This is a genomic window from Tahibacter sp. (assembly GCF_032229445.1).
In the GTDB taxonomy this organism is placed as follows: Bacteria; Pseudomonadota; Gammaproteobacteria; order Xanthomonadales; family Rhodanobacteraceae; genus Tahibacter.
Genome location: NZ_JAVTWC010000082.1, coordinates 1 through 22,390 on the forward strand (window position 1 = coordinate 1; position 22,390 = coordinate 22,390).

Consider the following 22,390-nt stretch of genomic DNA (forward strand, 5'->3'; position numbering starts at 1 on the left):
TCTGGGACAGCAGGAAAATCAATAAGGTTCATTAATTGCGGAGCACTACACTAGCAGCGGGTAAGCAGGGGAAAGGAGTGAGAAATGGGTAAATGAGCAAAAGCGATGCGGAATCGCCTCTACTCATTTCTCACTCATCTTCACTCGTTCCTCGCCCTCAGCCACGGAACTCGCCGATCGGCCGTTGCTCCGCGACGCGCCCGTCGTCGAGCAGCACGACTTCCTGCGCCAGTGCCTGCACTTCGTCGGGCTGGTGGCTGACCAGCAGCGTGGGCAGGCCGATCTCGTCGCGCAGGCGGCGCAGGTATTGCAGCACCTGGCCGCGCGCCTCGCGATGCAGGCCGACGAGCGGTTCATCGAGCAGCAGCGCGCGCGGCTGGCTCAGCAGCGCGCGGCCGATCGCGACGCGTCGCGCCTCGCCGCCGGACAACGTTGCCGGCCAGCGCTCGAGAAGCTCGGTGAGGCCGAGGAGGCCGACCGCGGTGTCGAAGGCGGTCGCAGCGGTTATGCCCGATTTGCCGCGTTGTCCATAAAGCAAATTGTCATTGACGCGCAGGTGCGGAAACAGGCGCCCGTCCTGGAACACCACGCCGAGACCGCGCCGCGCCGGCGCGATATGCACGCCGCGCGCGCTGTCGAACAGCAACTCGCCGTCCAGGCGTATGCGTCCGGCGTCGGGCCGGCGCAGGCCGGCGATCGCGAGCAGCACGCTGGTCTTGCCGCTGCCCGACGGACCGAACAGCGCGACATGGCGCGCGTGCGATTCGAACGTGACCTGCAGGTCGAAGTCGCGCGGTTTCCAGCGGATGTCGAGTTCAATCATGGGCTGCGCCGTTGGCCTGGCTGCGCCGGCCGAGCAGGGCGGCGAACAGCGACGCGGCCACGCCGACCAGGAGCGCGACCCAGACCAGCCGCCCGAGGCCGGTTTCGCCGCCGGGCTGGTTCAGCAGTTCCCAGATCGCGATCGAGAGTGTGCGTGTTTCACCGGGGATGCTGCCGACGAAACTGATGGTCGCGCCGAACTCGCCGAACGCGCGCGCGAACGCCAGTACGCAGCCGGCCAGCACGCTGCGCCGCGACAGCGGCAAGGTGATGCTGAGGAAACGGCGCCACGGACCGGCGCCCAGCGATTCGGCGGCCGCTTCCAGCCGCCGGTCCACGCCGTCGAAGCCCGCGCGGATCGAAATCACGAGCAGCGGGAAGCTCATGATCACGGCCGCGACGACGGCGCCGCTCCAATGGAACGCGAACTGGATGCCGAACGTGCCCAGCCACGCGCCGATCGCGCCGTTGCGCCCGAACAGCAGCAGCAGCGCGTAGCCGGTCACGACTGGCGGCAGCACCAGCGGCAGGTTCAGCAGCGCCTCGAGCACGCTCTTGCCCGGAAAGCGCAGCCGCGACAGGGCCAGTCCGAGCGCCAGCGCGAACGGCAGCGCGACGACGATGCTGAGCAGCGCGACCTTGAGACTGATCGCCAGCGCCGTGCTTTCCGCCGCGCTCAGCACCGGCTGTCAATCCGACGCGGCGTCGCGGAAACCCCAGCGCCGCAGGATCGTCCGCGCCTCAGGGCCTTGCAGCAGTGCGAGCCATTGTTTCGTCGCCGCGCTGTCCCGGTCTTTCAGTGCCGCAGCCGGATAGGAGATGGGCGGATGGCTGCTGGCCGGAAACGCCGCCACGACCCGTACGCCAGGCTCGGACACCGCATCGGAGCGATACACCGCAGCGAGCGGTGCTTCGCCGCGCGTCGCGAGCGCCAGCGCAGCGCGCACGTTCTCGGTCGCGACGTAGCGTGTCTCGACCTGTGGCCAAAGGCCGAGTTTTTCGAATGAAGCCTTGGCGTACTTGCCGGCCGGCACGCTGCCGGGTTCGGCCAGCGCCAGGCGCGAATCGCCGAGCGCGCCGCGCAGATCAGTCTTCGCGTCGAGCGTGAATTCGAGCTTCGACGCGGCCGGCGCGACCAGCACGAGTTCATTGCGTGCGAGTACGAAACGCGTCGCTGCGGCGATATGGTCGCGCTGCTGCAGCCAGTCCATCCATTCCAGGTCGGCGGAGATGAACACGTCCGCCGGCGCGCCCGCCTCGATCTGTCGCGCGAGCGCGGAACTCGCGCCGTAGCTGATCGTGATCCCGGCGATCGCCTTCGTCTCGGGCAAGGCGACGATCTCGTCGAGCGCGGGTTTCATGCTGGACGCGGCGAATACCAGCAGTCCGCCTGCGCGCGCCGGCACGACGGCCGCGAGTAGCAACAGCAGCGGACCGATCAGTCGGAACAGGAGCATGCAGACTCGCGTGGTGGACGGCCTTGCGGCGGGAAAGAGGGGAGAGCAGTGAGAAACGAGTATAGACGCGCGGCACGTTGTTATTCCTTTCTCACATCTGTTCAACGAGGCAGCAATGCGTTGAGCGAAGTGGGAGAACAGTAGAGGCACGCGGCACGCTGCCAGTCATTTCTCATTTCTCACTTCCCTTCACTCGTTACGCGACGAGACGCAGGCTCCGGCAGCGCATCATTCATCGCTGGTCGGCCGCATCAGCTGCCGGTACTGCCGCGGCGCGAAACCCGTGACCTGGCGGAACTGCCGCGACAGCGCGCTCTGGTCGGAAAACCCCGCGTGCTGGGCGATCTCCGCGATCGGCAGCGGCGTGGACGCTAGCAGGCGCGCAGCGTGATCGATGCGCGACTTGATCAGGTACTGGCCTGCGGAAAGGTGGAAGATTTTCTTCATGCGCCGCTCGAACTGCGCCTGCGAAATGCCGGCGCGACGTGCCAGGTCTTCCATGCGCAGCGGCTGGTCGTAGTTCTCGAGCATGTAGTCGACGGTTTCCGCAAAGCCCGTGTCGATGAGTCCGGCGCGGCTGGGCTCGATGAGGTCCTTGGAAATGCAGGCCAGACCGATGACGCGGCCCTGCGCGTCGTACAGCGGTTCCTTCGTCGTCAGGCACCAGCCTGCGCTGCCATCGCGATACACGGTCAGGTCGAGGTTGTCGACGATGGGCCGGCCGGTGTTGAACAGACGCTCGTCCTGGCGCGCGTAGCGCTCGGCCATCGGACGCGGAAACAGGTCGAACGCGGTCTTGCCGATCGCGTCCTGCTTGCGCTTGAGTCCGCAGCGCACGACCGAGGCTTCGCTCATCGACACGTAGCGTCCTTGCTTGTCCTTCACCGAGAACACGATGTCGGGCAGTCGGTCGAACAGCGTTTCGACGTACCACGGCGAGGCGACGCGTGCCATGAAGGCTTCGCGCCAGCGTGCAAGTTCGTTGTTCATTGCTCCCCCTGGCGAATCGCTCGTCGATATTTGCTCTGTGACGGGCGTCTGCGTGGTTTGTGCGGATTGTGTCGTGCCTATGCCGGTATACGGCTAGACCATCATCGTCGCCGAAACCTAGCATCGTCGTCAGCAGGAGACAGGGTGGAGGCGAACGCGTTGCAGCGCGCCCGCCTCCGGAACACCGGTCTCGTGCAGTGTTGTCCACACAAGACGATGTTCGGGGAGAAACCAATGTATTCGTTTGTCCGGCTTTTGCAAGCCGGCACAGGACTGGCCGCGTGCCTGGTCCTTGCCGCCTTGCCCCTGGGTGCCAACGCGCGCCCGCAGATTCCGCTGCCAGGACCGGCCGCCGCCCGCGCGGTGGAGGTCAGTCCCTCGGCGCATATCCAGATTCACCGCGTCGACTGGGACCGGCGCGCGCCGCTGCCGTCCACGCGCGACCACCTGTTCCAGTCCTATGACGCGCCGCAGGCACTGCGCGCGCCGCGCGGCACCTGCAATATCGCTGGTTTCGCCAGCGTGAGCGGCGCGGCGCTCGTCGCGGCGGTGCGCGCGGCCGACGAATCCTGCTTCTACAGCGGCGGCCTGTTCGACGTGACCGGCACCACGGCCGGGCAGATCTTCGCCGAAAGCAAGATGATCACCATCGCCAACGCGATGCAGGCCGATGCGGCGAGTTATCCGGGCGACAACAGCAACCACATGCTGGAACTCGTGCTGTTCCTGCGCGCGGGACTGTTTGTCGAGTACTACAACCAGCCCGATGTCGGCGCCTATGGCACGGCGTTCACGAACGCCATCCGTCCGGCCCTGAACGCCTTTGTCGCGAGCAGCCACTTCCAGGACGTCAGCGATGCGCATGGCGAAGTGCTGTCCGAATTCGTCACCCTGATCGACAGCGCCGGCGAGAACGCGCAGCAGCTGGGCACCGTGCGCGGCATCCTCGATCGCTACGGCCCGGCCTGGTCCAGCCTGGGGAACATGACGGCCGCAACCAACAGCGTGTTCACGGTGCTGTTCCGCGGCCACTATGATCCGGCATTCCAGACGCTGGTGCAGGGCAGCGGCAGCGGTGTGCTCGATACGCTCGTGAGCTTCATCAATGACAACCGCGCGGCTGATGTCGGCAGTGACCGCGAATACCTGCTGATGAATGCCGCGGGCGAACTCGGCCGCTTCAGCCAATACAGCGCGACGGCCTTTCACAATCTTGCTCATCCCAAGATCAAGTCGGTGCTCGACCAGTTCACGATCGGCGGACCGGGCGGCGGCATCTACGTGCGCATCGCCAGCGTCGTGGACTACTACGACAATGCCCACTGCAGCTATTTTGGCTTGTGCAGCTTTGCCCAGGACCTCGAGAACCAGGTGCTGCCGCTGGCCAACGCGCGCGACTGCAGCGCGACCCTGCGCGTGCGCAGCCAGGCGCTGACGGCCACGCAGCTCGATCAGGTCTGCAGCATCGTCGGCGCGGAAGAAGGCTATTTCCACGCCCAGTCGCAGACCGGCAACACGCCGGTGCCGGACGATTTCAATGCGCGCCTGGAAATGGTGATCTTCCATTCGAGCAGCGACTACGAGACCTATTCCGGCGTCATCTTCGGCAACGACACCAACAACGGCGGCGTCTATCTCGAAGGCGATCCGTCGCAGCCGGGCAACCAGGCACGCTTCCTCGCCTATGAGGCCGAGTGGCTGCGGCCGGACTTCCAGGTATGGAACCTGACCCACGAGTACATCCATTACCTCGACGGCCGCTTCAACTGGCACGGCGGCTTCGGTGCGCTGCCGATGGACGCGCCGTACTCGACGATCTGGTACATCGAAGGGTTTGCGGAGTACCTGTCGTACTCGTACCGCAACCTACGCTACGACGATGCCATCGACGAGGCCGGCAACCCGGACACGTTCACGCTGGCGCAGCTGTTCGACACCGAATACAGCACCGACTACGCGCGCACCTACCAGTGGGGCTATCTCGCCACGCGCTTCATGTTCGAACGCCACCGCGACAAGATCACGAGCCTGTACGTGGTATCGCGCCCTGGCAACTACAGTCCGGGCTATCAGGGTTGGCTCGACCCGATCCGCACGGCCTACAACGCCGAGTTCCGCGCGTGGCTGGTCTGCTTCGCCGCGCACAACGGGGACACGACGGTCTGCAACGGCGGCCAGCCCGACGCGATCTTCGCCGACGGTTTCGGTACCGATCCGAGCGTCGTGCCCGAGTGCACGCTGACGGACGTGCGTCAGCTCGACAACGGCTGCAAGCGCAGCAACCTGTCCGCCGCCGCGGCGCAGGACCGCGTCTATCTGATCCTCAATCTGCCGGCGGGTCGAAGCAATCTGAAGTTCCGCATGACCGGCGGCAGCGGCGATGCGGATATCTATGTCCGCGCCGGCAACTGGCCGACGGATACCGTCTTCGACCAGGCGCCGCGTCTGGTCGGCAACGACGAGACCGTCACCGTGGCCACGCCGGCCGCCGGATGGCACTACGTCATGCTCAAGCCGCGCACCAGTTCATTCGGCGGCGTGCAGGTGGCGACGAGCTGGGACTAGATGCCGCTGCGACGTAAGCTAATAGATGTTCCCAAGCCGCAGCGCCTGGCGCTGCGGCTTTTTCTCTTTGTCAAATACGGCAACAAGGGATCGGTCAGTGCGTCGCGCAAGTACGCGCATCGGCAGCGGCATGAACGTTTTCCCGGTCTTGGCGTCACATGTCTGCAGCGCGGGGTCACCGCATTCATCCTTGTGAAAACCCGCCCTTATGACTTTAGTCGAACCTGCGCCGGCGCAGACCAATTGTGCGATTCGTGCCACGCGTGCAAGGCGATGCGCCAATCTGAATCGCGGCGGCTTGGTTAGCATGCGGGCTCTTCCCTATCGTTCCTGCGCATGAGCCAGACCCGCGTCATCGATTCCCATACCGGCGGTGAGCCGACCCGTGTCGTGGTCGCGGGTGGGCCTGACCTCGGCGGACGCGACCCGGTCGCGGCGCGCGACTGGCTGCAGCGCGAACAGGATCGCTGGCGCCGCGCGATCGTCTGCGAACCGCGCGGTTCGGATGTTCTGGTTGGTGCCTATCTGCTGCCGGCGACACGCGAGGACTGCCTCGCCGGCGTCGTGTTCTTCAACAACGTTGGCTATCTCGGCATGTGCGGACACGGCAGCATCGGCGTGGTCGAGACGCTGCGCCATCTCGGCCGCCTCGGACCCGGCCGCTTCCAGCTCGAAACGCCGGTCGGCGTGGTTGCGGTGGAACTGGCCACCGACGGTCTCGTGACCGTCGCGAACGTGCCGAGCTATCGCCACGCCGCAGGCGTCACGCTGGATGTGCCGGGCCACGGTCGCCTGCATGGCGATGTCGCCTGGGGCGGCAACTGGTTCTTCCTCGTCGACGACCACGGCCTGACGATCGAGCGCGACAACATCCCGGCGCTGCTGGACTGCAGCGTCGCGATACGCCGCGCGCTGGACCAGGCCGGCATCCGCGGTCGCGACGGCGGCGAGATCGATCATGTGGAGCTGGTCGCGGACTCGTTCGACCCCGGCGTGGATTCGCGCAATTTTGTACTTTGTCCGGGCCTGGCCTACGACCGTTCGCCCTGCGGCACCGGCACCAGCGCGAAGCTGGCCTGTCTTGCGGCCGACGGCAAACTCGCGCCGGATGTGGTGTGGCGCCAGCAAAGCGTCATCGGCAGTGAATTCCAGGCGCGCTACCGGCGCATCGACGCACAGAACATCCTGCCGCTGATCAGCGGCCGTGCCCACGTGGTCGCCGATTCGACCCTGCTGTTCGACGCGGCCGATCCGTTCGCCTGGGGCTTCGATTGAACCTCGACGCGATCATCGTCGGCGGCGGCATCGTCGGCTGTGCGATCGCCGAGCGACTGGCGCGCGCCGGCCTCGCGATCTGCCTGCTCGAACGCGACGTGCTCGGCGGCGTGGCAACCGCGGCCTCGATGGGGCATCTCGTCGTGCTCGACGACGATGCGGCCGAACTGTCGCTGTCGGCGTATTCCTGCGCGCGCTGGCACGAACTCGCGCCGCAGCTGCCGACGACGGCGGACTACCGCCGCACCGGCACCCTGTGGATCGCGCGCGACGCCGCCGAGATGGGCGAGGCCGCGCGCAAGCGCGAGCGCCTCGCCAGCGCGGGCGTCGATAGCGAACTCGTCTCGCCGGCGCAGCTCGCGTTGCTGGAACCGGCGCTCGCGCCGGGCCTGGCCGGTGGACTGCGCGTCGTCGCCGACGCGGTGGTGTACCCGCCGGTCGCTGCAGCCTGGCTGGCGCAGCGCGCCGTCGCGGCCGGTGCGCAGGTGCGCTGCGGCGTCGAGGTGCGCGCGATCGGCGACGGCGACGTGCTGCTCGCCGACGGCAGCCGCCTGCGCGCGCGTCATGTCATCGTCGCCAACGGCTGTGCCGTGCCCGAACTTCTCGCCGGCGTGCCGGTGCGCAAGCGTAAGGGACACCTGCTGATCACGACGCGCGCGCAGCCGGCGGTCAATCATCAGCTCGTGGAACTGGGCTATATGCAGAGCGCCCACGGCGGCGACGGCGAATCGGTCGCGTTCAATGTGCAGCCGCGGCCGACGGGCCAGCTGCTGCTCGGTTCCACGCGCCAGTTCGACGACCATAACTGCGGCATCACGCCGCGGCTGCTCACGCGCCTGGTCGCGCGCGCACAGGAATTTCTGCCGGCGCTGGCCCGCATGACCGCGCTGCGCGCCTGGACCGGTTTCCGTCCGACGACGCCGGATCACCGCCCGCTGATCGGCGCCTGGCCGGCGCGGCCCGGCGTGTGGCTGGCCTGCGGCCATGAAGGCCTCGGCGTGACCACGGCACTCGGCACGGCGGACCTGCTCGCAGCGCAGCTGCTCGATCAGCCGCTGCCGTTCGACGCGCGGCCCTACGCGCCGGCGCGGTTTGCGGCCGATGCGGAACTGGCCCATGCCGGCTGAGGTGCGCATCCGCGTCGATGGTGTCGAGGTTTCGGTGCCCGCCGGCTGCTCGGTCGCCGCGGCGCTGTGCCATGCGGGCCGCAGCGCGACGCGTCAGGCGCTCGATGGCGCGCCGCGCGCGGCGTGCTGCGGCATGGGTATCTGCTTCGAATGCCGCGTGCGCATCGACGGCGTCGAGCGGCTGGGCTGTCTCACGCGCATCGCCGACGGCATGGAGATTGGCTGCGATGCGTGAACTGCGCACCGAGATCCTCGTCATCGGCGCCGGCCCGGCCGGCATCGCCGCCGCGGTCAGCGCCGAGCGTGCCGGCGCGCGCGCGCTGCTCGTCGACATGCAGGCCGAGCCCGGAGGGCAGGTCTGGCGTGGACAATGGAACAAACCGACAAATAGCCAATCGCGCCGCTGGATCGCCGCGCTGCGCCAGTCGCCGGTGGAGTGCCGGTACGGCCTGCGCCTGGTCGATTTCGCTGCGCCGGGTCTGGCCGTGTTCGACAGTCCCGACGGGCCACTGCGCGTGCGCTGCGAGCGCCTTATCGTCGCCACCGGCGCGCGAGAGCGCCTGCTGCCGTTCCCGGGCTGGACGCTGCCCGGTGTGTTCGGCGCCGGTGGACTGCAGGTTCTGGTCAAGAACGGCTGGCCGGTCGCTGGCAAGCGCGTCGTCGTCGCCGGCAGCGGTCCGCTGCTGCTCGCCGCGGCAAGTAGCCTGCGTGCCGCTGGCGCGCAGGTGCTGCGGGTGGCCGAACAGGCCGCCGCTACGGATCTCGCGCGTTTTGCGACGCGTCTGGCGCGTCATCCGGCCAAGCTGGCCCAGGCCGCCGCGCTGCGCCTGCGCCTCGCCGGCGTGCCGTATCGCTGCAACGCCTGGGTCGAACGTGCCGACGGCGACGAGCAATTGCGCAGCGTGCGCCTGCGCATCGGCCGCTACAGCGAGCGCCTCGACTGCGACGCACTGGCGGTGGGCTTCGGCCTCGTGCCGAACATCGAGATCGCGCAGCTGCTCGGCTGCACCCTCGCCGACGGCGCGGTCGTGGTCGACGAGCACCAGCACAGCAGCGTGGCCGGGATCTTTTTCGCCGGCGAGGCCTGTGGCATCGGCGGCGTCGACCAGGCGCTGATCCAGGGTGAAATCGCCGGCCGCGCCGCCGCCGGCAGCGCCCGGCTTTCGTTCGGCCTGCGTCGTGCGCGAACGCGCAGCGAACATTTCGCGCGTTCGCTCAATCATCACTTCGCGCTGCGCGACGAACTGCGCCAGCTCGCCGCGGCCGACACCGTGCTGTGCCGCTGCGAGAACGTGTGCTACGGCGCCGCGCAGGCCTGCCGCAGCCAGCGCGACGCGCGGCTACAGACGCGCCTGGGCATGGGCCACTGCCAGGGCCGCATCTGCGGCACGGCCGGCGCGTTCCTGTTCGGCTGGGATGCGGCGACGCCGCGTCCGCCGCTGGCACCGGTACCCCTTTCGTGTTTCACCGCTTCCCCTACCGAAGAAAATCCACAGGAATCTCCATGAGCACCATCTGGCACGGCGTACTGCCTGCGATCACCACTCCCTTCGACGCCGACCTCGCGATCGACCACGCCTTCGTCGCGCAGCATGTGCGCTGGCTCATCGACAACGGCTGCAACGGCATCATTCCATGCGGTTCGCTCGGCGAGGGCGCGACCCTGTCGTTCGACGAGAAGGTCGCGCTGATCCGCACCTGCGTCGAGGCGGCCGCCGGCCGCGTGCCCGTGATCCCGGGCATCGCCGCGCTGTCGACCGACGAAGCGGTGCGCCTGGCGCGCGCCAGCGCCGACGCGGGCTGCGGCGGCCTCATGGTGCTGCCACCGTATGTGTATTCCAGCGACTGGCGCGAGATGAAGGCGCACGTCGCCGCGGTCATGTCTGCGACCACGCTGCCGTGCATGCTGTACAACAACCCGCCGGCATACAAGACGGATTTCAGCGCGGCGCAGGTCGCCGAACTCGCCGCCGAGCACGGCAACCTGCAGGCGGTGAAAGAGTCCAGCGGCGACTCGCGCCGCGTGACCGCGCTGGTCGCGCTGCTCGGCGCGCGCGTGCGCGTCGGTGTCGGCCTCGACGACATGGTCTGCGAAGGCGTGGCCGCCGGCGCGGAGTTCTGGGTGGCTGGCACCGTCAACGCACTGCCCAGGGAATCGGTCATCCAGTTCGAACTGGCCAAGGCCGGCCGCTGGGACGAGGCGCAGGCGCTGTACCGCTGGCACCTGCCGCTGCTGCGCCTGGATACGGTGGTGAAGTTCGTGCAACTGATCAAGCTGATCCAGCAGGAAGCCGGCATGGGCAACGAGCGTGTGCGCCCGCCGCGCTTGGAACTCGTCGGCGCCGAGCGCGACGAGGCGCTCGCGGTGATCCGCAAGGCGCTGCGCGAAAAGCCGGTGGTGTGAAGCTCCCTCTCCTCCGAGCTTGCTCGGGGGAGAGGCTATCGTGGCTTGGGGTTTCGCAACTTGGCTTACTGTGTTGATTGGAAAAACATCGGAATCGATAAATGTCCACGATTAAGCTCCAAGGCCTCTCGCTCATCGGCACCTCACGCGGCGGCGTCGGCGGCGCTGCATTCCACGGCGTGAATCCGGCCACCGGCGAATCGCTGCAGCCCGCCTACCACAGCGCAAGCGCGCAGGAGATCGAGGAGGCCGTGCGGCTGGCCGCAGCAGCCAGCGCCGATCTCGCGCGCCGCAGCGGCGCCGAGCGTGCGGCCTTGCTGCGCGCGATCGCCGAGGAACTCGAGGATGCGCGCGCCGATTTCGAACGCCTCGTGCCGCTGGAAACCGCATTGCCGTCGGCGCGCGCGGGCGGTGAACTCGGGCGCACGACGGGACAACTGCGCCTGTTCGCTGATCTCGTCGACGAAGGCAGCTGGATCGACGCGCGCATCGATCATGCGGATCCCCAGCGGCAGCCGCTGGCGAAGCCCGATCTGCGTTCGGTGCTGCGGCCGATCGGCCCGGTCGTCGTGTTCGGCGCCAGCAATTTCCCGCTCGCGTTCTCGGTCGCCGGCGGCGACACCGCCAGTGCGCTCGCCGCGGGCTGCGCCGTCATCGTCAAGGCGCACCCGGCGCATCCGGCGACGAGTGAACGCGCCGGCGTCGCGATCGCCGCGGCAGTCGCGCGCTGCGGGTTTCCGGCCGGTACGTTTTCGCTGCTGTTCGATGCGGGGCACGAGGCCGGTGCCGCGCTCGTGCGTCATCCACTGGTCCGCGCGGTCGCGTTCACCGGTTCGACCGGGGGTGGCCGTGCGCTGATGGACATCGCCGCGGCACGCGCGCATCCAATCCCGGTCTTCGCCGAAATGGGCAGCATCAATCCGGTGTTCGTGCTGTCCGCGGCGCTGTCCGCGCGCGCGGACGCCATTGCGAACCAACTGCACGCCTCGGTGCTGCAGGGGGTCGGCCAGTTCTGCACCAGCCCCGGCGTCATCGTGATTCCGGCCGGTCCCGACGGCGACGACCTGCGCGACCGGCTGCGCGAACGCTTCGCGGCGTCAACGGCGGCCGCCATGCTGACCGCCGGCATTGCGCGGCGCCACGCGGAGGGGGCGGGACAGTTGGGACGCCACGATGGTGTCTCGGCGCTGGTGGCGCCGGCGCAAGCCGCAGGCACGGCGCAACCGAACCTGTTCGAAACGGACGCGGAACGCTTCATCGCCGACGTCGCGCTGCAGGAAGAGGTATTCGGCCCGACCAGCCTTATCGTGCGCGTGCGCGACGCCGCGCAGATGCGCGAGCTTGCCGCGGCACTGCCGGGCCAGCTGACCGCCACGCTGCTGGCTGACACCGATGACGAAACGGCTGCGGCAGCGCTGATAGAAACGCTGACGAACGTCGCCGGCCGCGTGCTCATGAACGGCGTGCCGACGGGTGTCGAAGTCAGCGCCGCAATGGTGCACGGCGGACCGTATCCGGCCAGCTCCGACGCTCGCAGCACGTCGGTCGGCACCGCCGCGATCGAACGCTTCGCGCGGCGCGTGTGCTACCAGAACGTGCCGGATGCGTTGCTGCCGGCGGCGCTGCAGGAGGCCAATCCGCTCGGGATATTGCGCCTCGTCGACGGCATTCGCGCGGTGCGTTGAGCGTTCAATGGCGTTCGCGGTGCCGTCTGAACCACACGCCGCGAGATCTCACTTCACCCGCTTGCCATGCTTGAACACCATGTCGACGTTCTGCAGCAATGCGATATGCCGCAGCACGTCGCCGCGTACGGCGATGATGTCGGCGTACTTGCCTTCGGCGATGGAGCCGTAGTCCTTGTCGGCCTTCATGGCCACGGCGGGCCAGTACGTCGCCGCGCGGATCGCGTCGATCGCCGGAACGCCGAGGCGGTTCACCCAGACTTCGAGTTCGTGCCAGGTGCTGTCGCTGTGGAACTTCATCGGGATGCCCGAGTCGGTGCCGACGAGCAGCAGCACGCCGTTCTCGCGCAGCTGGGCGAACTTGGTCGACAGCGTCGGCCAGCGTTGCGGTGTCTGCTGGAAATAGGCGATGCGCTCGGGGTGGGTCAGCGAGCCGCGGATGTCGGCGACGATGTCCGCCGGCAGGCCTTCGTGCCAGCGCGTGTCGTCGATGTGCTCGTGGTTTTTTACCACATAGGGAAAGTTGTACAGGCCTTCGATGGTCGGGGTCCAGAACAGCGGTCCCAGCGACATGTTGGCGGTGCGCTCGCGCAGCGCTTCCATGACGTCGTCGGGATAGCGCGGCGCGGCCGCGAGGCCGGTGTGCTCGAGGCAGTCCGCACCGTACTTGAGCGCGCGGCGGATTTCCTCGGGACGGTGCGCATGCGCGACGACGGGCTTGCCGTGCTTGTGCGCTTCGTCGATGACGGCGGCGACTTCGGCTTCGCTCATCTGGTCCTGGTCGATGAGCTTGATCACGTCCACGCCCGCATCGGCGAGGCGCTTGACCTTGGCGCGCGCGTCGGCCGGCGAGTCCACGCCCCAGCGGAACGCCTCGGTGCCCGGATACGGTTTTTTCTGGATGAATGGCCCGGAGACGAACAGCGTCGGCCCTTCGATCGCGCCGCGCCGGATCGCGTCGCGCACGGCGATCGAATCGCCCAGCGGCGCGCCGAGATCGCGCGCGCCGGTCACGCCGGCGTGCAGCAACTGTTTCGCCGACGCCGGCATGATGACGTCGCGGAAACGGTCGATGTAGACCTTGTCCCAGTGGGCGTAGTCGGCGTGCCCGTTGATCATCAGGTGGACATGCATGTCCCACAGGCCGGGGAGCACGGTCATGCCTTCGGTGGAGACGATTTCGGCGCCGGCCGGTATCGCGATCTCGCCTTCGCGCCCGACCGCGACGATGCGTTCGTTGTCGACGATGACGACGCTGTCGGCGATAGGATCGCGCAGCGAGCCGTCTACCAGTGTCCCGCCGACCAGCGCCAGGGTCTTGCCCTGGGCAGGCGCGACGACGGCGAGTGCGATAAGTGCAGCGACGAATCCGGCTTTCATGGACGGGCTCCGCGGTAGGAAGCCCGATTCTGTGGTGACGGCCGGTGCGGCGGCAATGCGGCCGCGGCCGTCTCTGCGATCAGAACGCGTCGCCGCCAGCGGAGATGGACTGCTCCATGCGATCGCCGAGCGGCCCCATTTCGCTGATCAGCAGATCGATTTCCTCGACGACGAGATTTTCGTAGGGACGGTTTTCGCACAGCTGCAGATACGGCGAGCCATCGAGATCGCTGACGGCGAGGAAGCCCACGCGCTGCTCCCAGTTGAAGCGCAGGCAGCGCTTGGCGTCCATGCCGGTCAGCGGGCCGATCGGTGTGGAGATGCGCAGGAACTTGCGCCCGTCCTCGTGATCGAGCTCCGACAGATAGATGCCCTGGTGGCGGCTGCCGCCTTCGAGCAGCAGGTCAAAGCAGATCAGGTACGGATCGTTGATGCGCAGCTGATGCCTGGCGCTGATGTGCGAGCGGATCTGCTCGAAGCTGTGCATGGATGAATCTCCGGGTAGGGAATGGGCCGTATGCTACCGTGCCGGCAGCGGCGAAGTGGCGCGATGGGGGCAAGCGGATGGCGAAACAAGACTTGACAGCCAAGGCCGGGTCCGTCGCCGTGACCCGCGTCGGCGAAGAGGCCGCGGCGGCGATTCGTGCCGTGGTCGCGCGTATTCCGCCCGGCCAGGTCAGCAGTTACGGCGAAGTGGCGGCACGCGCGGGCCTGCCCGGACGCGCGCGCATGATCGGCAAGGTGCTGGGCAATACGCCCGATGGCGTCGAACTGCCGTGGTTCCGCGTGCTGCGTTCCGATGGTCGTATTGCATTTCCGCCGCAGTCCAGGGCCTACCGCGAACAGCGGGCGCGGCTGATCGAAGAAGGCGTGCGCGTGGAACGCGGCTGTGTCTCGCTCGACGAGTTCGGCTGGGAGCGCAATCTCGATTTCGCCCTGTGGGCGCCGCCGCCGGGCAAGCCGGCCGCGCGCACGCGCGCGGCAACGGCCGAAGAAGCGATCTCGCGCCAGCGCGAGAAGGCGGCGCAGAAACCCGGCTCGCGCAACCGCGCGGGTGCGAAATCCAGGCCGTCCCCGCGTCCCGGCGGCAAGGCCCCGCGCTGAACCACTGATCGCACCGAACGGACCGGCCGTCGCGACCCTGATGCGAGTGTGCGCGCCCTCACGCGTCGGTGGCCACGACTGTCGCTAGCCTGCGTCGCGCGACCGCCGGTCGGGAAATTTTCGGGAACTGTGAAGGCCTGCGCATTCGTGCTGTTCGCTAGTGGCGGGCGGCGTCGTTGCGCTACCTGTCGTTCGGACAAACGGGGAAAGAAATGGATACGGAATCCACCGCGGTTCGCTGGCGCTGGCTGCACGGGCTGTGCGCCACTGTGTTCTGTCTCGCCGCGCCGCTGGCGCAGGCGCAGGGGCTGAGCCACAAACCGGATGCGGTCTGGCGTCACGGTTTCGAGGCACCCAATGCCGGCCCGTTCAGCGATGCCGAAGCGGCGCGGTTCCTGAATCAGGCCACGTATGGAGCGACGCTGGCGGATATCCAGCATCTGCGCGCGGTCGGCTACGAAACCTGGTTCGCCGAACAGTTCGCCGAGACGCCGTCGTACCAGCAGCCCTTCCTCGACTGGGCCGGTGCGCAGGCCGGCGTCTACCAGCAGCAGCGCCTCGAGGCCTGGCTGATCAATTCCATCGGCCTGTACGACCCGAGCAACCCGCCGCGCGTACACAAGGATCAGTTGCGCCAGCGCGTCGCGTTGGCCCTTTCGGAAATCTTCGTCGTATCGGACCAGAATCCCGGCCTGCTGCTGCAGGCCTGGTCGACCGCGAGCTGGTACGACATGCTTGCGCGCAACGCGTTCGGCAGCTATCGCACCCTGCTCGAAGACGTGACGCTGCATCCGGCCATGGGCGTGTACCTGTCCATGGTCGGCAACCGCAGGCCCGACGCGACACTGAACATCCGCCCCGACGAGAACTACGCGCGCGAAGTGCTGCAGCTGTTCTCGATCGGCCTCAAGCAGCTCAACGCCGACGGCAGTCCCGTGCTGGCCGGCGGGCAACCGGTGCCGACGTACAACCAGAACACGGTGCGCGGTTTCGCCCACGTCTTCACTGGCTGGAATTTCAACGACTGCTCGACCGCGGAGTATCCCGACTGCGTCGGCGACTACCACAACCCCGACTCCTCCGCGGTGCGCGATCCGATGCTGCCGTTCGAGGCGTATCACGACTCGACCACGGCCAAGCAGCTGCTGGTGTATCCGAACGCGCAGCCGAGCGGCGGTCTGCTGCAGCCCGGTGGCACGGCGCCGCAGGAACTCGCGATCGCGCTCGACAATATCGCGAGGCATCCGAACGTCGGCCCGTTCATTGGACGGCTGCTGATCCAGCGCCTCGTCACGAGCAATCCGAGTCCGGCCTACATCGCGCGGATCTCTGCCGTGTTCGCCGACAACGGCGCCGGCGTGCGCGGCGACCTGCGTGCAGTGGTCAAGGCTATCCTGCTCGACCCGGAAGCGCGCTACGGATTTTCCGGCGCGAATGCGGACCGCTACGGCAAGCTGCGCGAGCCGATGCTCAAGCTCGTGCAGCTCTGGCGCATCACCGCACCGCGCTCGGTCAACGGCCGCATCAACCTGTCGATCGATCCGGCCGAGTGGTACGGCCAGGCGCCGCTGCGTTCGCCGAGCGTATTCAATTTCTTCCGGCCGACGTTCCAGCAGCCCGGCGAGATCCGCGACCTCGGCCTGTTCAGTCCGGAATTCCAGATCGCGACCGACACCATGCTCGTGGCGACGCCGAACGATCTGGACTGGCGCATTTTTTACTTCTACATCGGCAGCACATACAGCTATGCGCAGGAACCCAACGCGCTGCTGATGGACTACGGCGCAACGCTGAACCCACTCGCGGCCGACCCGGCGGCGCTGGTCGAGCGCCTGAACCTGCTGCTGATGTCGGGACAGATGTCGCCGTTCATGCGCGATGTCCTCGTCACGCGCCTCACCGCGCTGGCCAACGGCAACGGTGGGCGCGACCGGGTGCAGCATGCGCTGTACCTGGTGCTGAACTCGCCCGAATACTCGATCCAGAAGTGAGGACGCGCAGATGAGACTGAATCGTCGTGATTTCCTGCGCGGCTGCGCGCATGGCGCACTCGGCGGCGTCGGCGCGTACTCCGCGCTCGGCAGCCTGGGCCTGCTCGACGCGGCCATGGCCGCCGGCAGCGGTACGATCTTCCCGGACTACAAGGCGCTGGTCTGCGTCTTCCTGCACGGCGGCAACGACAGCTTCAACACCATCGTGCCGCGGGATACGACGCATCACGCGGTCTACGCCGCCTCACGCGGTGCGCTTACCGTGCCGCTGGGCGATCTCATCGCGGTCGATCCGCTGGCTGACGGTCTGCCCGGTGACGGCGCGCTGTACGGCCTGCACCCGCAGATGAGCGCACTCGCGGGCCTGTTCAACGGCGGCCAGGCCGGTATCGTCGCGAACGTCGGCACGCTGATCCGGCCGACGACGCAGCAGGCCTACCAGCAAGGCACCGTCGCCCTGCCGCCGCAACTGTTCTCGCACGAGGACCAGGCCAATATCTGGCAGACCTCGCGTCCCGACGACGGCAATGCCGCGGGCTGGGGCGGGCGCATCGCCGACCTGATGCACGCCGGCAATCCGAACCAGAACCAGTCGATGCTCGTGTCGCTGGAAAGCCAGGCGCTGTTCCAGCGCGGCGACGTGGTCAACCAGTACGTCATGAGTTCCTACGGCGTCGAGGAGATCGGCTATCTCGATGCCTGGGGCAACGAAGCCGGCGTCGCCGCGTTCAACGCGCTGCGCCAGGAGGGCACGCAGGCGCATGTTTTCGAGCGCAGCTACGCGCGCGCGACGAACAGCTCCATCGCCAACTACCAGGCCATCGGTGCGGCGCTCAACAGTGCGGGCGACGTGACGACGGCGTTCCCGAACTCGCGCCTGGGGCGGCAGCTGCGCATGGTCGCGCGGCTGATCAAGGCGCGTAACGCGCTCAACCTGCGGCGGCAGATCTTCTTCGTCAGCCTCGGCGGCTTCGATACCCACGGCAGCCAGGCCAGCGTGCATCCGCAGCTGCTCGCCGATCTCTCGCAGAGCCTCAAGGCGTTCTACGACGCGACGGTCGAGCTGGCGCTGCCCGGCAACGTGACCGCATTCACCGCGTCGGATTTCGGCCGTACCGTTTCGATCAACGGCGACGGCACGGACCACGGCTGGGGCGGCCATCACTTCGTCGTCGGCGGCGCGGTGCGCGGCAGGCGCTTCTACGGCCGCATGCCGTCGCTCGCGCAGAACGGCAATCCCGATGACGCGGGTTACGGCCAGCTGATCCCGACCCTGTCGGTCGACCAGTATGCCGCGACGCTGGCGCGCTGGTTCGGCTTGGGCGAAACCGGCATCGACGACATCCTGCCGAATCTCGCCAACTTCGGCAGCCGCAATCTCGGCTTTTTGAACCTGTGAAAATGTGCCGAGAGTATCGGCCCTCCCCCTTCGAGCGGGTGAAATGCAGCCGCTTGGAACCGCATGGTTCTGGCTGCCTTGAACGCGCAACGGACCGAAGGGTTGGGTGGGAATGGTTTCGCATCGGCCGGTTGGCCTCACCGAGGGCTTAGCCCGGCTGCAGCGCGGCGCATTCGGTCATCCACTGCTGCACCAGCGCCGCGGCCCAGCGCTGGTTGCGGCCGATGTGGTTGCCACCGGCCAATTGCTGCAGCGTCGTGAGATGCGCTGCCGTCGGCGTTTCGCGGCAGTCTAGCAGCGCGATAGCGGCGGCGGCGGTGCCGCTCGCGGGTTTATCCGCGAACAGCTCCGCGGCCTGCGCGCGTGCCTGCGCGTTGTCGCCATTGGCGACGAGCGCGACAAAGCGCAGCGCCTTCAGCGCACGTGCGCGCGCATGGGTCGGGCCGAACAGTGTGGCTTCGCCCGCGATGCCCTCGTCCAGCTTCTCGACCGCCTGAGCGTAGTTGCCGGTGACGAGTTCGAGCGAGGCGAACTGCGCCAGCGTGATACTGAGGTCGCCGTGCGGCGTGCCCCAGAACGTGCGTCCGCGCGCGAGCACGTCGTCGAACAGGCGGCGCGCCTCGGCGTGCTGTCCCAGGTCGCGCAGCACCCACGCCAGGTTCAGGCGGACCTTCAGCGCGCGCGACGGATGGGCCGCGCGCAACGGGTCGATCAGGCGGTCGGCTTCGCGCAGCAGCGTCTCGGCGCGCGCGCCGTTGCCTTCGAGCATCTCCAGCGCGGCGAGGTTGGTCAGTGCCGCGGGCCGCACGTCGGTGCCGTCGCGATCCGGCGGCGGATGCGCCGCGAGCGCTTCGTCGAAGCGCTCGCGCGCTTGCGCCGTGCGGCCGAGTTGCTGCAGCACGAGGCCCGAGGTGACACCGAGGTCGACGAAGGCGACCGAGTCCTGCGCACCTTCGCGGCGCAGGCGCTCGCGGCCCTCGTCGAGTATCGCCAGCGCTTCCTCGCCACGGCGCAGGTCGTAGAGGACGCCGCCCCATTTCGATTCCGCGTCGGCCGCGTCGAAGATCCATTCCGGGCCGGCGGCACGCAGGCGCCGCGTCGCCTCGGCGTAGAGCTTCTCGGCATCGGTATTGAGGCCGAGTGCCTCCTGCGCGTCGGCGATCGCGGCGATCAGCAGCCCGTCGAGATGGTCGCGGTCCTCGCCGCCGCCGCTGCGCTCCAGCAGGCTGCGGCTGGTCAGCTCGAGCAGCCGCCGCGCCGTGATCTCGCCGTCGCGAACCTCCGCCGGCGGCACCTTCGCGAACAAGTCAGCGAACAGGCGCCCGACGGCGCGCGCGCGGTCGCGCTCACGCTGGGTCTGCGCGAGCTGCGCATCGAGGCGGTAGACGTGATAGCCGATCAGCCCGAGCACGGCTGCTGTGACGAGTCCTGCGACCCAGTGCCGGAGCAGTCCGCGGCGCAGGCGGTAGCCGCGTTCGCCACGGCGCGCCTGCACCGGCTCGCGCGCGAGATATCGGTCGAGATCGTCGCGCAGCGCGTCGGCTGATACATAGCGGTCTTCCGGCCGCTTGCGCAGTGCCTTCGCACAGATCGCATCGAGATCGCGATCGATGCCACCCCGGTTGCGCGACGCGGCGCTCCGCGACAGCGGCTCGGGCTCGCACTGCAGGATGGCCTGGGTCAGCGCGGCGGCGCCCTGGCTCTGCGCGTACGGTGAGGTACCGGCGACGAGTTCATACAGCAGCACGCCGAGCGCGTAGATATCGCAGCCCACGCCCACGCGTTCGCCGCGCACCTGCTCCGGCGCCGCGTAACGCAGGGTCATCAGGCTGCCGCCCTCGGCGGTCGTCGTGCCGCTGTTGCCGTCGAGCAGCTTGGCGATGCCGAAGTCGAGCAGCTTGGCCACGCCGTCGCCGCCGACCAGCACGTTCGCGGGCTTTATGTCGCGATGCACGATGAGGCGCCGGTGCGCACAGGCGATCGCGTCGGCCAGATCACGCACGAGCGCGACGCGTTCGCGTACGCCGAGACCCTGTTGCTCGCACCAGTCGTCGATGCGGGCGCCGTCGACGTAGGCGGTGACGAGAAACGGGGCGCCGCGCGAGTCGCTGCCGCCGTCGACGAGGCTGGCGATATGGCGATGGTCGAGTTCCGCCAGGATCTGGCGTTCGCGCACGAAACGTTCGTGCTCGGCGTCAGACCAGCGCTCGCGGTCGAGCTGCTTGAGCGCGTAGCGCTGTACGAACGCGCCGTCGCTGCGTTCGGCCAGCCACACCCGGCCCATGCCGCCGCGGCCGAGTTCGCGCAGGCAGCGGTAGCGCGGGAATTCGGCCGGCGCGAGGTCCTGTGTGGTCTGGTCGAGGCTGGGCAGGGGTGTCTCCGCGGCGGCGAGCATGCGACGCAGTTCCGCGGCCAGTGCCGCGTCGGTCTGATCCAGCGCGGCGAGGCCGGCCTGGCGCCGCGCTGCGTCGGCCTCGTGCAGTTCGAGGAACAGGGCTTTGCGCCGGGAGTAGTCCTGCGGGCCGGTATTGGTAGGCGTGGTCACGGCGGCGGAACCCTGGAGTGGCGCGGTGGTTGACGGTACGCAGAACGGCGACGCTTTCTCCGCGCTGAGGCGAGTATGCCCGCAGACCGCGCTGGTACGGTCGCAGCGAGCAGTTGGCCGGACAACCCGAACGCACGTTTGCGTGCCGATTTGGCCAGTAGCTGCGCCGACGCTGCCCAAAACGCCGAACTGGCTTAAAATCGCGCTCTTTGAGCGGAGATCCCGATGAGCCAGAACCTCAGTGCCGGCGCCCGTTTCCGCGCCGCCGTCGCCGCCGAACAGCCGCTGCAGGTCGTCGGCACGATCACTGCCTACGCCGCGCGCATGGCCGAGCGCACCGGCTTCAAGGCGATCTATCTCTCCGGCGGCGGCGTGGCGGCGAACTCGCTGGGCATGCCGGACCTCGGCATCAGCACGATGGAAGACGTGCTGACCGACATCCGCCGCATCACTGACGTATGTTCCTTGCCGCTGCTCGTCGACGTCGACACCGGCTGGGGCGGTGCATTCAACATCGCCCGCACCGTGCGCTCGCTGATAAAGGCCGGTGCCGGCGCAATGCATATCGAAGACCAGGTCGCCGCCAAGCGCTGCGGCCATCGTCCGGGCAAGGCGATCGTGCCGAAAGACGAGATGGTCGACCGCATCAAGGCCGCGGTCGACGCGCGCCACGACGAGGGCTTCGTCATCATGGCGCGCACCGACGCGATTGCGGTCGAAGGACTGGACAAGGCAATCGAGCGCGCTCAGGCCTGCGTCGAGGCCGGCGCTGACATGATCTTCCCCGAGGCGATCTACACGCTGGACCAGTACCGCACGTTCCGCGACGCGGTGAAGGTGCCGATCCTCGCCAACATCACCGAGTTCGGCCAGACCCCGCTGTTCACCACGACCGAACTCGGCAGCGCGGGCGTGGACATCGTGCTGTACTGCTGCGGCGCCTACCGTGCGATGAACCAGGCCGCGCTGAACTTCTACGAGACCGTGCGCCGCGACGGCACGCAGAAGGCTGCCGTGCCGGGCATGCAGACGCGCGACGCGCTGTACGACTTCCTCGGCTACCACGCCTACGAGCGCAAGCTCGACGAGCTGTTCGCGAAGTCTGGCGAATAAGATGAGCGACGCGGTGCCCGACGCGGATCTGCAGACGCGCCGCCGGCGCGACTGGAACGGCGTGTGTGCTTCTGCTCGACGCTCGACGAATGCTGGGTGGCCGAGAGCGCTACGAAAAACCGCGAGGACGCCTATCACCCGGTCGATCGCTGCGACCGCGTCGAAGCGGAAGAATTCAACGATTGAAGCAAGCGCGCGCACAGCCGAAATCAGCGAAAACGTGAGTAGGTGCGTTCTTTATATCGATGTTGGAGCCCCCTTGAGTCAAGGGGGCGGCTGAGGCCCGCGAAGCGGGCGTCAGCGGGGTTGTGGAGATCTGGAGCACGGCCCAAGTGCCATGCTGCGGACGTTTACCGAGATACATGCAAAGGTTGTGGAGATCTGGAGCACGGCCCAAGTGCCATGCTGCGGACGTTTACCGAGATACATGCAAAGGTTGTGGAGATCTGGAGCAAGGCCCAAGTGCCATGCTGCGGACGTTTACCGAAATCTTTAGAGGAATGCTGGGTCGTCGACACCGCACTCGATGGCGC

19 protein-coding genes are annotated in these 22,390 nt (G+C 67.9%); 11 read left to right on the forward strand and 8 right to left on the reverse strand.

Features of this window, described 5'->3' with window-relative positions; genetic code table 11:
• Window positions 1-157: 157 nt before the first annotated feature.
• From RUU78_RS14455 to RUU78_RS14470, 4 genes are all read right to left on the reverse strand, one after another.
• Window positions 158-823 carry an ATP-binding cassette domain-containing protein gene (locus tag RUU78_RS14455; RefSeq protein ID WP_313917768.1) on the reverse strand — a complete coding sequence of 222 codons (666 nt, stop codon included), beginning with the start codon at window positions 821-823 and terminating at the stop codon, window positions 158-160.
• Window positions 816-1,505 carry a molybdate ABC transporter permease subunit gene (gene modB, locus RUU78_RS14460; protein WP_313917770.1) on the reverse strand — a complete coding sequence of 230 codons (690 nt, stop codon included), beginning with the start codon at window positions 1,503-1,505 and terminating at the stop codon, window positions 816-818. Before modB ends, RUU78_RS14455 begins: the two co-directional genes overlap by 8 nt.
• A gap of 6 nt (window positions 1,506-1,511) precedes the next feature.
• Window positions 1,512-2,279: a molybdate ABC transporter substrate-binding protein gene (modA, locus tag RUU78_RS14465; RefSeq protein ID WP_313917771.1), complete on the reverse strand. Its 768-nt coding sequence runs from the start codon at window positions 2,277-2,279 to the stop codon at window positions 1,512-1,514.
• Between the two features lie 228 nt (window positions 2,280-2,507).
• On the reverse strand, window positions 2,508-3,269 hold the full coding sequence (locus tag RUU78_RS14470; RefSeq protein ID WP_313917773.1) for an AraC family transcriptional regulator: 762 nt from the start codon (window positions 3,267-3,269) through the stop codon (window positions 2,508-2,510).
• 234 nt (window positions 3,270-3,503) lie between these two features.
• Between RUU78_RS14470 and RUU78_RS14475 the strand changes: the two genes are divergently transcribed.
• Window positions 3,504-5,834: a M9 family metallopeptidase gene (locus RUU78_RS14475; protein ID WP_313917775.1), complete on the forward strand. Its 2,331-nt coding sequence runs from the start codon at window positions 3,504-3,506 to the stop codon at window positions 5,832-5,834.
• Window positions 5,835-5,852: 18 nt separating this feature from the next.
• Here RUU78_RS14475 and RUU78_RS14480 read toward each other — a convergent pair whose 3' ends face one another.
• Window positions 5,853-6,143 carry a hypothetical protein gene (locus tag RUU78_RS14480; protein WP_313917777.1) on the reverse strand — a complete coding sequence of 97 codons (291 nt, stop codon included), beginning with the start codon at window positions 6,141-6,143 and terminating at the stop codon, window positions 5,853-5,855.
• A 27-nt stretch (window positions 6,144-6,170) separates the two neighbouring features.
• On the opposite strand from RUU78_RS14480, the gene RUU78_RS14485 reads away from it, so the two are divergent.
• The 6 genes from RUU78_RS14485 (at window position 6,171) to RUU78_RS14510 (ending at window position 12,325) form a co-directional block, all read left to right on the forward strand.
• Entirely contained in the window at window positions 6,171-7,109 is a 939-nt protein-coding gene (locus RUU78_RS14485) for a proline racemase family protein (RefSeq protein WP_313917778.1), read from the forward strand.
• Window positions 7,106-8,236 carry an FAD-dependent oxidoreductase gene (locus tag RUU78_RS14490; RefSeq protein ID WP_313917781.1) on the forward strand — a complete coding sequence of 377 codons (1,131 nt, stop codon included), beginning with the start codon at window positions 7,106-7,108 and terminating at the stop codon, window positions 8,234-8,236. Before RUU78_RS14485 ends, RUU78_RS14490 begins: the two co-directional genes overlap by 4 nt.
• A complete protein-coding gene (locus RUU78_RS14495; protein ID WP_313917783.1) occupies window positions 8,226-8,471 on the forward strand; it encodes a (2Fe-2S)-binding protein in 246 nt (81 codons plus the stop codon). Before RUU78_RS14490 ends, RUU78_RS14495 begins: the two co-directional genes overlap by 11 nt.
• Complete coding sequence (locus tag RUU78_RS14500) at window positions 8,464-9,744, forward strand: FAD-dependent oxidoreductase (RefSeq protein ID WP_313917785.1); 1,281 nt, start codon at window positions 8,464-8,466, stop codon at window positions 9,742-9,744. The genes RUU78_RS14495 and RUU78_RS14500 overlap by 8 nt, the downstream gene beginning before the upstream one ends.
• On the forward strand, window positions 9,735-10,640 hold the full coding sequence (locus RUU78_RS14505) for a dihydrodipicolinate synthase family protein (protein WP_313917843.1): 906 nt from the start codon (window positions 9,735-9,737) through the stop codon (window positions 10,638-10,640). Before RUU78_RS14500 ends, RUU78_RS14505 begins: the two co-directional genes overlap by 10 nt.
• Window positions 10,641-10,741: 101 nt before the next feature.
• A complete protein-coding gene (locus RUU78_RS14510) occupies window positions 10,742-12,325 on the forward strand; it encodes an aldehyde dehydrogenase (NADP(+)) (RefSeq protein WP_313917787.1) in 1,584 nt (527 codons plus the stop codon).
• A 48-nt stretch (window positions 12,326-12,373) separates the two neighbouring features.
• Here the strand turns inward: RUU78_RS14510 and RUU78_RS14515 are convergent, their stop codons facing one another.
• Window positions 12,374-13,705 carry an amidohydrolase family protein gene (locus RUU78_RS14515; protein WP_313917789.1) on the reverse strand — a complete coding sequence of 444 codons (1,332 nt, stop codon included), beginning with the start codon at window positions 13,703-13,705 and terminating at the stop codon, window positions 12,374-12,376.
• A 79-nt stretch (window positions 13,706-13,784) separates the two neighbouring features.
• Complete coding sequence (locus RUU78_RS14520; RefSeq protein ID WP_313917791.1) at window positions 13,785-14,192, reverse strand: hypothetical protein; 408 nt, start codon at window positions 14,190-14,192, stop codon at window positions 13,785-13,787.
• Between the two features lie 77 nt (window positions 14,193-14,269).
• Between RUU78_RS14520 and RUU78_RS14525 the strand changes: the two genes are divergently transcribed.
• The 3 genes from RUU78_RS14525 (at window position 14,270) to RUU78_RS14535 (ending at window position 18,199) form a co-directional block, all read left to right on the forward strand.
• Window positions 14,270-14,809, forward strand: a complete 540-nt coding sequence (locus RUU78_RS14525; RefSeq protein ID WP_313917793.1) for an MGMT family protein — start codon at window positions 14,270-14,272, stop codon at window positions 14,807-14,809.
• Between the two features lie 212 nt (window positions 14,810-15,021).
• Window positions 15,022-16,800, forward strand: a complete 1,779-nt coding sequence (locus RUU78_RS14530; RefSeq protein ID WP_313917795.1) for a DUF1800 family protein — start codon at window positions 15,022-15,024, stop codon at window positions 16,798-16,800.
• A 10-nt stretch (window positions 16,801-16,810) separates the two neighbouring features.
• On the forward strand, window positions 16,811-18,199 hold the full coding sequence (locus RUU78_RS14535) for a DUF1501 domain-containing protein (protein ID WP_313917797.1): 1,389 nt from the start codon (window positions 16,811-16,813) through the stop codon (window positions 18,197-18,199).
• Window positions 18,200-18,347: 148 nt separating this feature from the next.
• On the opposite strand, the gene RUU78_RS14540 is transcribed toward RUU78_RS14535, so the two are convergent.
• Window positions 18,348-20,744, reverse strand: coding sequence for a serine/threonine-protein kinase (locus RUU78_RS14540; RefSeq protein ID WP_313917799.1), 2,397 nt, complete (start codon window positions 20,742-20,744; stop codon window positions 18,348-18,350).
• A gap of 225 nt (window positions 20,745-20,969) precedes the next feature.
• Here RUU78_RS14540 and prpB point away from each other — a divergent pair, with 225 nt between their 5' ends.
• On the forward strand, window positions 20,970-21,857 hold the full coding sequence (gene prpB, locus RUU78_RS14545) for a methylisocitrate lyase (RefSeq protein WP_313917801.1): 888 nt from the start codon (window positions 20,970-20,972) through the stop codon (window positions 21,855-21,857).
• Window positions 21,858-22,390: the final 533 nt, after the last annotated feature.